Origin of the sequence: Microtetraspora malaysiensis (genome assembly GCF_001528665.1) — a bacterium.
GTDB lineage: Bacteria > Actinomycetota > Actinomycetes > Streptosporangiales > Streptosporangiaceae > Microtetraspora_A > Microtetraspora_A malaysiensis.
Window position 1 is genome coordinate 196,750 of the sequence record NZ_BBYJ01000017.1, and the last position, 11,313, is coordinate 208,062.

Annotated in this window: 11 protein-coding genes; 9 read left to right on the forward strand and 2 right to left on the reverse strand. The window is 72.2% G+C overall.

The annotated features are described in order from the left end of the window. The first annotated feature begins 53 nt into the window (after positions 1-53). Genes AWQ71_RS22460 through AWQ71_RS22475 form a run of 4 tightly spaced genes read left to right on the forward strand, consistent with a single transcriptional unit; the run spans position 54 to position 4,472 of the window. Positions 54-662 carry a hypothetical protein gene (locus AWQ71_RS22460; RefSeq protein ID WP_067136275.1) on the forward strand — a complete coding sequence of 203 codons (609 nt, stop codon included), beginning with the start codon at positions 54-56 and terminating at the stop codon, positions 660-662. Then, positions 620-1,312 (forward strand): ABC transporter ATP-binding protein, encoded by a 693-nt coding sequence (locus tag AWQ71_RS22465; protein WP_218001910.1) that lies wholly within the window; start codon positions 620-622, stop codon positions 1,310-1,312. Before AWQ71_RS22460 ends, AWQ71_RS22465 begins: the two co-directional genes overlap by 43 nt. Continuing rightward, positions 1,309-1,953, forward strand: a complete 645-nt coding sequence (locus AWQ71_RS22470) for an ABC transporter ATP-binding protein (protein ID WP_067136280.1) — start codon at positions 1,309-1,311, stop codon at positions 1,951-1,953. Before AWQ71_RS22465 ends, AWQ71_RS22470 begins: the two co-directional genes overlap by 4 nt. Next, complete coding sequence (locus AWQ71_RS22475; RefSeq protein ID WP_067136282.1) at positions 1,947-4,472, forward strand: FtsX-like permease family protein; 2,526 nt, start codon at positions 1,947-1,949, stop codon at positions 4,470-4,472. The genes AWQ71_RS22470 and AWQ71_RS22475 overlap by 7 nt, the downstream gene beginning before the upstream one ends. Positions 4,473-4,476: 4 nt before the next feature. On the opposite strand, the gene AWQ71_RS22480 is transcribed toward AWQ71_RS22475, so the two are convergent. Then, on the reverse strand, positions 4,477-6,294 hold the full coding sequence (locus AWQ71_RS22480) for a glycosyltransferase (protein ID WP_245658414.1): 1,818 nt from the start codon (positions 6,292-6,294) through the stop codon (positions 4,477-4,479). Between the two features lie 204 nt (positions 6,295-6,498). On the opposite strand from AWQ71_RS22480, the gene AWQ71_RS22485 reads away from it, so the two are divergent. The 3 genes from AWQ71_RS22485 to AWQ71_RS22495 all read left to right on the forward strand — a co-directional run bounded on the left by AWQ71_RS22485 (position 6,499) and on the right by AWQ71_RS22495 (position 8,694). After that, the gene (locus tag AWQ71_RS22485; protein WP_157570488.1) at positions 6,499-6,849 is read left to right on the forward strand and encodes a hypothetical protein; all 351 of its coding nucleotides are present in this window, start codon (positions 6,499-6,501) and stop codon (positions 6,847-6,849) included. Between the two features lie 179 nt (positions 6,850-7,028). Further along, positions 7,029-8,204, forward strand: coding sequence for a COG4705 family protein (locus AWQ71_RS22490; RefSeq protein ID WP_218001911.1), 1,176 nt, complete (start codon positions 7,029-7,031; stop codon positions 8,202-8,204). A gap of 58 nt (positions 8,205-8,262) precedes the next feature. Beyond that, the gene (locus AWQ71_RS22495) at positions 8,263-8,694 is read left to right on the forward strand and encodes a BlaI/MecI/CopY family transcriptional regulator (protein ID WP_067136287.1); all 432 of its coding nucleotides are present in this window, start codon (positions 8,263-8,265) and stop codon (positions 8,692-8,694) included. Between the two features lie 120 nt (positions 8,695-8,814). Here the strand turns inward: AWQ71_RS22495 and def are convergent, their stop codons facing one another. Continuing rightward, on the reverse strand, positions 8,815-9,360 hold the full coding sequence (gene def, locus AWQ71_RS22500; RefSeq protein WP_067136824.1) for a peptide deformylase: 546 nt from the start codon (positions 9,358-9,360) through the stop codon (positions 8,815-8,817). Between the two features lie 138 nt (positions 9,361-9,498). On the opposite strand from def, the gene tsaD reads away from it, so the two are divergent. Further along, a complete protein-coding gene (gene tsaD / locus AWQ71_RS22505) occupies positions 9,499-10,509 on the forward strand; it encodes a tRNA (adenosine(37)-N6)-threonylcarbamoyltransferase complex transferase subunit TsaD (RefSeq protein WP_067136289.1) in 1,011 nt (336 codons plus the stop codon). 167 nt (positions 10,510-10,676) lie between these two features. Then, the gene (locus AWQ71_RS22510; RefSeq protein WP_067136825.1) at positions 10,677-11,285 is read left to right on the forward strand and encodes a superoxide dismutase; all 609 of its coding nucleotides are present in this window, start codon (positions 10,677-10,679) and stop codon (positions 11,283-11,285) included. Positions 11,286-11,313: the final 28 nt, after the last annotated feature.

Sequence of the window (11,313 nt, forward strand, 5' to 3'; positions counted from 1 at the left end):
CGCTAACCCTTTGCTCAGCGGGCGCTGTCCGGCCCGTTCCTAGCGTGGCGCGTATGAATGTACGGCAGAGCGTCATCGCCCTGGCGATGGCAGGGCTGGCGGCGGGCTGCGCGGCGGGGACTGCCGCCCAGACGCAGACACAGGACCGGTCACAGGCCCAATCACCGGCACCCGCAAGCAGTGACCCCCCGGCTCCGCAGGTTACGGAGTCGAATCCGGCGGGCGACATCCCCGACGACACGGTGTTCGTGGCCTACCGGCACCACGGGCAGCCGTACGAGGTGCAGGTGCCCGAAGGGTGGGCGCGCACGGATCTGCCCACCGGGGCCGGCTTCACCGACAAGCTGAACAGCATCCGCGTCGAGACCGCGCCCGCCGCCTCGCCTCCGACCGAGGCGTCGGTCCGGAGCCAGGTGCACAGCGGCGAGATCCGCACGGTCGACACGGTGTCCCGCAAGGGCGGCACGGCGGTGCGGGTCGTCTACCGCGCCGACAGCAACCCCGACCCGGTCACCGGCAAGGTCGTTAACGACGAGATCGAGCGCTACACCTTCTACCGGGGCGGGCGCCAGGCGATCCTGACCCTGTCCGGGCCGGTCGGCGCCGACAACGTGGACCCGTGGCGCACCGTCGCCGACTCCTTCCGCTGGACGGCGCCATGATCCTGCAGGCGGAGGAGCTCTACCGGTTCTACCGGTCGGGCGATGAGGAGACCAGGGCGCTGCGCGGCGTCAGCCTTGAGGTCGCTGCGGGCGAGGTGGTGCTGGTCAGCGGCCCGTCGGGGTCGGGCAAGTCCACACTGCTGGCCTGCCTGGGCGGGCTGGACGACCCGGACGGCGGCACCGTCAGGGTGGACGGCCACCACATCAGCCACCGGCCGGAGGCCGAGCGGGCCGCGCTGCGCGCCCGGCTGGTGGGCGTGCTGTTCCAGAGCGGCAACCTGATCGAGCATCTGACGGTCGCCGCCAACGTCGATCTGGCCCAGCGGCTGGCGGGCCGGCGTGATCGGCGCCTGCGCGACGAACTGCTGGCCGGTCTGGGGCTGGCGGCCAGGGCGGGGGCGTGGCCGAGCCAGCTGTCCGGGGGCGAGTCGGCCCGCGCGGGGCTGGCCGTGGCGCTGGCCAACCGCCCGGCGCTGCTGCTGGCCGACGAGCCCACCGGCGAGCTCGACCAGCACACGGAGGGGCCGGTGCTGCGGCTGATCCGCGAGCAGGCCGGCGAGCGCACCGCCGTGGTGATCGCCTCGCACAGCCCGGCCGTGCGGCGGCTGGCCGACCGCGTGGTGGAGCTGAAGGACGGGCGGGCGGCATGACCACGCTGGTCACCTGTCAGGACCTGGCCAGGGCGTACGGCAAGGGAGCCGACGCCCTGGTCGCCGTCCACAGCGTCACCTGCGAGCTGCGGCCCGGTGAGCAGATCGCGGTCACCGGCGCGTCGGGGTCGGGCAAGACGACACTGCTGCACCTGCTGGCCGGGCTCGACCGGCCCACGGCGGGGCGCATTGCCTGGCCCGCCTTCGACGACCACCCGCGCGGCCGCGTCGGCGTGGTCTTCCAGGGGCCGAGCCTGCTGCCGCCGCTCAACGTCACCGAGAACGTGGCGCTGCCGCTGCTCATCGCGGGTGTCGCCGACGCCGAGGCCGAGGAGCGGGCGCTGATCGCGCTGGACACCATCGGGCTGGCCGACCTGGCCGGATCGCTGCCCGAAGAGCTGTCGGGCGGGCAGGCGCAGCGCGTCGCCGTCGCCCGCGTGCTGGCCGCCGAGCCCCAGTTGATCATCGCGGACGAGCCCACGGCACAGCTCGACTCCGACCTGGCCCGCCGGGTGGTGGATCTGCTCACAGGAGTGGCCGCCCGGCTGGATGCGGCCCTCGTGGTCGCCACCCACGACCCGCAGGTCGCGGCCCGGCTGCCCGAGACCTGGACCATGAGCGACGGAGCCCTCACATGTTGATCCTCACCTGGCTGCGTGGCCTGCTGGCCCGGCGGACCGCCCGGCTGGCCGCCGCCGCGGCCGGCATCGCGCTCGCCGTGGCCCTTCCCGCCGCGATGGGCGCGTTCCTCACCTCCGCCAAGGCCACCATGACGGCCCGCTCGGTGCAGCGGGTGCCGGTCGACTGGCAGGTGGAGCAGCAGCCCGGCCAGACCGTGTCCGTCCCGATGCCCGGCACGTCCAGGCAGGTCAGCTTCGCCAGGATCGACGGATTCGAGGCGCGGCAGGGCGGGCAGACGCTGACCACGGGCGCGGGCCAGGTCCTCGGCCTGCCCGCCGACTATGCCGCCACCTTCCCTGGCGAGATGCGCCTGCTGGCGGGCAACGCGAACGGGCCGCTGCTGGCCCAGCAGACCGCCGCCAACCTGCACGCCCAGCCCGGGGCGAACGTCACCGTGCGCCGGCCGGGGCTGCCGGACGCGCGGGTGACGATCACCGGCGTGGTGGAGCTGCCCGCAGCCGATTCGTTGTTCCAGCGCGTCGGCGCGCCACCTGGCGCCCAGCCGCAGGCGCCCCCGGACAACGTGCTGCTGCTGCCGGAGGCCGACTGGCACCGGCTGTTCGACGGCATCCCGCGTGACCGGGTGCGCACCCAGTTCCACGTCCGCATCGACCACCGGCTGCCGCCCGATCCGGCGGCGGCCTACACCGCGGTCGCCGGGCAGGCGCGCAACCTGGAGGAGCGGATGGCCGGCAGCGGGCTGGTCGGCGACAACCTCGGCGCGGCCCTGGACGCCGCCCGTGCCGACGCCCTGTACTCGCAGGTGCTGTTCCTGTTCCTGGGCGCGCCCGCCGTCGTGCTCGCGGCCCTGCTCGCAGGGCTGGTGACGCGGGCGGGGGCGCAGCGGCGGGCGGCCGAGCAGGCGCTGCTGCGCGCCAGGGGCGCGTCCCAGGCCGCACTGGTGCGGCTCGCGCTGGCCGAGACCGCGCTGGTGAGCGTGGCCGGCGTGCTGACCGGCCTCGGGCTGGCCGCCCTGGCCGGGCGGGCGCTGTTCGGGTCGGCGAGCGTGTCGTGGTGGGCGGCCGTGCTGGGGCTGCTGGTTGCCGGCGGCACCGTGCTGCTGCCCGCGCTGCGCGCCGGCACCGTGGCCGCGGCCCGCCGCCCCGTCGGCGGCTCGCGCCGCCTGCCCCTCTGGCTGCGCTACGGGCTGGACGTGTGGCTGCTGGCCGGATCCGCCGTGATCTTCTGGATCACCAGCCAGAACGGCTACCAGCTGGTCCTGGTCCCCGAGGGCCTGCCCCAGCTGTCGGTCGACTACTGGGCCTTCGCCGGGCCGGCGCTGTTGTGGGCGGGCGCGGGCCTGCTCATCTGGCGCCTGACCCGGACGTTGCCCATCACGTGGGCGGTTCGGCCGCTGGCCGGTGGGCTGGCGGGCACGGTGTCGGCGATGCTGACGCGCCAGCGCGCGCCGCTGGCCCGCGCGGCGACCCTGGCGGCGCTGGCCGTCGCGTTCGCCGTCTCCACGTCCGTCTTCGACACCACCTACGGCCAGCAGGCGCAGGTGGACGCCGAGCTGACCAACGGCGCCGACGTCACCGTCTCCCAGACCACCGCCACGCCGCAGCAGCTGGCGGCCGTGCCCGGCGTGGCGCGGGTGGAGCCGCTGCAGCACCGCTTCGCCTACGTCGGCTCCGACCTGCAGGACCTGTACGGCATCCGCCCGGCCACCACGCGCCTGCGGGACGCCTACGTCCTGGGCGGGACCGCCCGCGAGATCCTCGACCGGCTCTCCCGGCAGCCGGACGCGCTGCTGGTCAGCCAGGAGACCGTCAACGACTTCCAGCTCCGTCTCGGTGACCAGGTGCGGCTGCGCGGCGAGGACGGCACGACCGTGCCCTTCCACTACGCGGGCATCATCACCGAGTTCCCGACCGCGCCCCGCGACAGCTTCCTCGTGGCCAACGCCTCCTATCTGGCGCGCCACCTGCCGGCTGCCACCACGTACCTGATCACCACCGACGGGACCCCGCCGCGCCAGGTGGCCGCCGCGGTGCGCGGCAGGCTCGGGCCGACGGCGAAGGTCACCGACGTGGAGACCACCCGACAGGTGGTCGGCAGCAGCCTGACCGCCGTGGACCTGTCCGGACTGACCGCCATCGAGCTGGGTTACGCGTTGGCGCTGGCGGCGCTGGCCACGGGCCTGCTGCTGGCGCTCGGCTTCGCCGAGCGGCGCCGCACGTACGCGCTGGCCAGGGTGTTGGGGGCGACTCCGCGGCAGCTGGGCTCATTCGTGTGGGCCGAGGTGGGGCTGGTCGGCGTGGGCGCGGCCGTGCTGGGGGCGCTGTGCGGGTGGGCGCTGTCGCGGATGCTGGTCGCCGTCCTCAGCGGCGTGTTCGACCCGCCTCCGGACGCGCTGGCCGTGCCGTGGGCGTACCTGGGGGTGCTGGCGGTCCTCGGTGTCGCGGCGCTGCTGGCCGCTGGGGCGGCGACGGTACGGGCCGCGCGACGGCCGCCGTTGACGGTGCTGCGCGACCTGTGACCGTTCAGCGGCCCGCTTCCAGCTCGGACAGCAGCTCGGTCCATCGCCGGCCGATGACGTCCGGGTCGTACTGTCTCGAAGTGGTCAGCGCGGCCGTTCCCATCATGCGGCGCTCGCTCTCGTCGTCGATGAGGAGGCCGAGCGCCGCGGCCAGCGCGGCGACGTCCCGCCGGGGGACCAGTAGCCCGTCGTGGCCGTGGGTGACGATCTCGCCGGGGCCGTGCGGGCAGTCGAAGGCGACCACGGGCACGCCCTTGCTCAGCGCCTCCAGGATCGCCATCGGGAATCCTTCGCGGCGCGAGCTGAGCACGAAGATCGAGGCGTCGTCGAGCTCGGCGCCGACGTCGCGCGAGGGGCCGGGGAGCTCGACCGAGCAGGCCGGCCCGAGCTCGCCGGCCTGCTTGAGCAGCCGGGCGCGCTCGGGCCCTGAGCCGACGATGCGCAGCGTCCAGCCGGGGTGTACGGCGCTGATCCGTTCCCAGGCGTGCAGCAGCAGGTCGAAGCCCTTGACCTTGACCAGGCGGCCGATCGCGATGACGGTCTTGGCGTTCAGGGGAGAGGGGCCGCCGGTGAGGGGCGGCGTGGCGTTGGGGATGCGCAGCAGGTGTCGGGGCGCGCGGCGGCCCAGTGCTGCCCGGTAGGCGCCCAGGTCGGCCTCGGTCAGGGTGACCAGCGCGTCGAGCCTGCCGTACCTGCGGGAGATCATGTCCCGGACGGAGGGCTTGTGCGAGCCGAAGCCGACGTGCTCCTGTCCGATCGTGATCACGCCGGGCGGAGCCAGCAGGGCGGCGGCCAGGTTGAGCCCGGGGCGTGTGGTGATCAGGACGCCGGTGCGCAGCCCGCGCAGGAAACGCAGCAGGGCCAGGTCGGTGCGCAGGTCGAACTTGTCGTACGCGGCCTCGTCCGGCGGGATGAGGCGGCTGCGTAGCAGGCGTGCGAGCCGCGGACCACGGGGGCGGCGGCCCAGGCGGTCGTCCAGGAAGGTGATACGGACGCCGGGCGGCGCCGGGAAGAAGGGCTCCGGCTTGGTCCTGACGACGCTGACGATCTCCACATCGTGCTCGGCCGCCAGGGTGCCCGCGAGATTGAAGACGGTTCTGATGGTCCCGCCCATGCCGTGGGCGTGCAGCAGGAGGATCTTCACCTGGCGGGTGTCGGGCGGGGTGGCCCGGCGTGCCCTGCGGCGGTTGTCCGCGCGCAGCAGGAGCACGCCGAGTCTGCGCGCGTGGGCGGCGAGGTGGATGGCGGCCGGGGTGAGGATGATCGAGCCCAGGGTGTCGGTGGGGTAGTGCGCCCCGAGGTAGACCCTGGCGAACATCTGGCCGGCCACCAGCACGCCGCCCGTCGCCACGACGGGCCAGACGAAACGGGTCTTCCTGGCCAGCAGTGCCACGGCGACCGCGATCGACAGGGTCAGGCACACGTGACCGCTGGGAAAGCTGTCGGGGCCCAGCTCCTGCACCAGGGCGTGGACCGCCGGTGGCCGGGGACGGGCGACGATGGCCTTGACCGGCGCGCTCACGCCCCACCCGGCGGCGATCACCAGCAGCATGCCTCCGGCGGCGCGCGTCCGTCCGGAGAGGGCGACACCCACGACGAGGAGGGCGACGAGGGCCGTGCCGACGACTGGGCCGAAGCCCACGTTCAGGACCTGTGCCAGTGCGGTCAGCCAGGGGCCGCGTAGCGACTGCACCGCCTGGCTCACCCGCGTGTCCGCCGCGGTCCACGCGGGCGTGCGCGCGGCGAAGCCGACGACCACCCCCAGGCCCAGGAACGCGGCGGAGACCGGCATCGGGACTGTCGTTCTGCTGCCTGATCTCATGACCGCACGCTATGGAGGGACGTTACAGCGCCCGCTCAGCACGTGGTTAGCGCGGCGCTTACCTTTGCGCACGCGCGGCCAAGTCCGGATCCGGGGTTTCGGACCAGGATTAACCTCGCGTTATGGCTGGCCGAACCTGCCGCTATCCCACGTTTCCGCAGACTGAGGGGGTCAGCACGTCGTCAATGCATCGGAGATATTTCAATGCGTAGGTCTGTGATCATCCCCGGACTCGCCACCGTGGCCGTCCTCGTGGCGGGCGGCGGAGTCGCCGCGTACGCCTCCTCCACCGAGCAGGGTCCCGCCCCCGCCCCGTCCTCCGCCGTCCCTACCGAGCAGGCCCCCCGGACCGAGGTCGCCCCGCCCGCGGAGAACGCGGAGCCCAACGAGGGCGCCAAGGAGGATGAGCAGGGCCAGAAGGCCGAGGCCGAGGACGGCCAGGACGACAAGGGGCAGGAGGCCGGTTCGGAGGCCCGGGAAGGCAAGCGGGGCCAGGCGGGTGACCAGCACGAGCAGGAGGGCAAAGGCGACGCCGACGAGCCCGAGGACGGCTGAGCCAAGCAGGCTTCCGAACTCGCCCGATTGAACATCCCCCGCTTTCTACTATTCGCGTGAGTAGTATCTACTGTCGGCTGGTGCTGTTGAGGCGCCAGTGACCGTGTCCCTTTCCTGTCTGGAGCGTGCGCATGGTGTCCACCGCTGCCTCACCTCGGCGACGGCAGATCGCAAACAAGGTGCCCCTGGTCACAGCGACCTTCTGGGTCATCAAGATCCTCTCGACGACGGTAGGAGAGACGTTCGCGGACTACCTCACGGTCAATGTCGGGCTCGGCCCGGTGCTGACCGATGGTCTGGTGTTCGTCGTCCTGGCGGCGGCTCTCATCCTGCAGGCGTCCTCGCGCCGCTACACCCCATGGACCTACTGGCTGTCCGTCGTCTTGGTGAGCATCTCGGGAACGCAGATCACCGACTTCCTCACCGACACGCTCGGGATCAGCCTGTACGTCAGCACGACGCTGTTCGCGGTGCTTCTGGCCGTGGTCTTCACCGTCTGGTACCGGCAGGAGATGACGCTGTCGATCACCGCGATCAACACGCCTCGACGGGAGGCGTTCTACTGGGCGGCCATTCTGACCACGTTCGCGCTCGGCACCGCGGCAGGCGACCTGGCCACCGAGGCGTTGAGCCTCGGATTCCGCAACGGCGCGCTGCTGTTCGGCGGCGCCTTCCTCGTCACGCTGGTGCTGTGGCGGGTCGAGGCCTGGCAGGTGCCGGCGTTCTGGGCCGCCTACATCCTGACCCGCCCATTGGGCGCCGCGGTTGGTGACCTGCTGACCCAGGACCACTCGCTCGGTGGGTTCGGCCTGGGCGCGACCAGGACCAGCATGCTGTTCTTCGCCGTCATCGTCGTGCTGGTCGCCCGCGAGCAGGTGGCCGCGACCAGGGCCCTCCGTGCGGGCTCGCACGCCGAGGGCAAGTCGGGCAGGGCAAGCCTGGGCCGGCCCGCGGACCTGGTGTGGGCGGTCGCCGGCATCGTGGTCGCCGTCGGGGTCGGCAGTTGGATGTCGGCGGGCGCAGCGGGCCAACCCGCCGGTTCCCCGGCGGCGGCGAAGCAGGCATCGACTTCCAAGCTCGGGGACCTGTCCTCCTTCGCCGTCATCATCGACGATGTCAACGCGCTCACCGCCAAGGACGACCTGGCCGGGGCGAAGACTCGGATCAAGGATCTCGAGGTGGCCTGGGACGCCGCCGAGGCCGGTCTCAAGCCCCGCTCGCCGAGTGACTGGCACGCTCTGGACGGTGCGATCGACGGGGCGCTGACCGCGTTGCGGGCCGACTCCCCGAGCCAGGCGCGATGCGGCGCGGCGATGAGGACCCTCGAGAAGACCCTGAAACACCTGGAGGCCTGAGCCCGCACCTCGACGGCGCAAGCTACGATTGGCGCCTGTAGTAGACCCGGGGGTGGGAATGACCAAGCCGTCGCGAAGGTCAGGCAGGCGTCCCCCGGGCGTCCTGGAGCAGGAGATCCTGGACTGCCTGACCGAGGCCGGTCGACCGCTGACCCCCGGTGAGGTGCAAGCCCGGCTAGGCGGCGAGCTCGCCTACACCACCGTCATGACCACCCTCGCCCGGCTGCACAAGCGAGGGCTGGCCGAGCGCGAGCCCGCCGGCCGCGCCTACGCCTACCGGGTGGCCTCCGACGCCGAGGCGGCGCAGTCGATCGCCGTGGCCACGCAGATGAGCCGCCTGCTCGGGAAGGGCGGCGACCGTGCCGGCGTTCTCGCTCACTTCGTCGCCGACCTCGATCCCGAGGACGAGCGGCTGCTCACCGAGCTGCTGCGCGGCCTCGAAGACGGTCGCCAGGGGCGGGGGAGTACCCGCCGGACAACGGGCGAGTGAGCGGTGGCGTGGCTGGTGTGGTCGCCGCTGGTGGCCAACCTCGTGCTCGGCCTTCTCGCTTCCAGCCCTGCCCGGAACTCCCGCACGTGCAGCCGGTGGCGCCTGGACGCGGCGTACGGGTCACCTGGCGGCGGGGGACGAAGCCGCTCGCCGGTAGTCCTCCAGTAGTTGTTTGCGCCGCTTCCCTGGAAGGCGGTCGATGTAGAGGCGGCCCTCCAGGTGGTCGGTCTCGTGCTGGAGGCAGCGGGCCAGCAGGCCGGTGCCCTTGACCGTGACCGGGTTTCCGGTGGGGTCGAAACCGTGCGCTGTGGCGCGGTCGGGGCGGCCGAGCACGGCTCGCTGCCCCGGTACGGACAGGCAGCCCTCGTCGTGGGTGTCGATCCGGCGCTCTCCGACCGCGGGCATGACCAGCACCGGGTTCACCACGACGCCCTTGTGGAACTCGTCGTTCTCGTCCGGGCAGTCGTAGACGAAGACGCGCAGGCTGACACCGATCTGGTTGGCCGCCAGCCCGACCCCTTCGGCGGCGTACATGCTGGCGAACATGTCCTCCACCAGCTCGTCCAGTTCCTCGTCGTACCGGGTCACCGGCGCACATGGGCGGTGGAGCACGGGGTCCCCTACATGGCGGATCGGCCGGACGGTGCCCCGGCGGCGAACGTCCACGTTCTGCGTCGTCTCCCTGATTTCGCGGTCTGTGGGGAGCGGCACGGTGCGGTGACGCGCACCGGAGGCCCTCGGGCCTCGTTTCCGCTCAATCACCATAGATTGGTAGTTGCAAATTATACGCAATAAGGAGCCGGTGTGGCGGTCGTACTAGGGATCGAGACGTCCTGCGACGAGACGGGCGTCGGCATCGTCGTGGACGGCCGGCTGGCCGGGGACGCACTGGCCTCCAGCATGGCCGAGCACGTTCGGTATGGCGGGGTCGTGCCCGAGATCGCCGCCCGGGCCCACCTCGAAACGCTCATGCCGTGCGTGACCGAGGCGTTCGCCGTCGCGGGCATGACCCCCTCGGACGTGGACGCGGTGGCCGTCACCGCCGGCCCCGGCCTGGCCACCGCGCTGCAGATCGGAGTCGCCGCGGCCAAGGCGCTCGCACTCGCCTGGGACATTCCGTTGTACGGCGTGCACCATCTGGCCGGCCACGTGGCCGCCGACACCCTGGAACACGGCCCGCTCCCCGAGCGCTCTGTCGCGCTGATCGTCTCGGGCGGTCACACGTCCCTGCTGCGCGTGGACGACCTGGCCCGTGACCTCATCGTCCATCTCGGTGACACCCGTGACGACGCCGCGGGGGAGGCGTTCGACAAGGTGGCCAGGCTGCTCGGTCTGGCCTACCCCGGAGGACCATCCGTGAGCCGGGCCGCGCTCGGCGGCGACCCGCACGCGATCGCGTTTCCCCGGGCCATGCCGGGCAGTCACGATTTCTCCTTCTCCGGATTGAAGGCGGCGGTGGCCCGGCACGTCGAACGCGGCCCGGTCTCCGTGGCGGACGTGGCCGCCTCCTTCCAGGAGGCCGTGGTCGACGTGCTGACCGGCAAGGCGGTGGCCGCCTGCCGCGAGCAGGGGATCGACACCCTCATCATGGTCGGCGGGGTCGCCGCCAACCATCGGCTGCGCGAGTCGGCCGGCGAGCGCTGCGCCGCGGCCGGGATCACGCTGCGCGTCCCACCGCCCAGGCTGTGCACCGACAACGGCGCGATGATCGCCGCAGTAGGCGGGCTGCTGCACGCCGCCGGGGCGCCCGCCTGCCCGCTCGACCTGTCGGTCGATCCCGCAGCCCCGCTGGCGCGGGCGTCGATGGCCCCCTGAAGGAGGCACGCTCGTGCGTGCCACGAAGACCTGCTGCCGGGGCGGCGGCGTCAACGACCCCGTCAACGCGAACGGCTCAGACGACGGGCTACTTCCAGCACTCCTTGATGCATGACTATTGTTATTGCTTATTACTCGCAACTAGTGGCTACATGCGGGAGATGACGATGAGTCAGTACACCCTTCCGGACATGCCGTATGACTACGCCGCGCTGGAGCCGGCGATCACGGGCGAGATCCTGGAGCTGCACCACGCCAAGCACCACGCGGCCTACGTCAAGGGCGCCAACGACACCCTGGAACGACTGGCCGAGGCCAGGGACAAGGGCGAGTTCGGCAACCTGGTCGGACTGGAGAAGACGTTCGCGTTCAACCTGTCCGGCCACGTCCTGCACTCGATCTTCTGGCAGAACCTCTCCCCGGACGGTGGCGACCGCCCCGATGGAGAGCTCGGCGCCGCCATCGCCGAGCATTTCGGCTCCTTCGAGGCGTTCCAGAAGCAGTTGACGACCGCGACGGCAACAGTGCAGGGCTCCGGCTGGGGCGTTCTCGCCTGGGAGCCGCTGGGCCGCCGCCTGGTGGTCGAGCAGGTCTACGACCACCACGGCAACGTTGGCATGAACGCCACCCCGCTGCTGGTCTTCGACGCCTGGGAGCACGCCTACTACCTGCAGTACCGCAACGTCCGCCCGGACTACGTCGAGAAGCTCTGGACACTGATCAACTGGACGGACGTCATCGCCCGGTTCGACGCCGCACGCGCCGCCACCATCTGACGCCGCCTCCACGAGCCCCGTGGCGGCC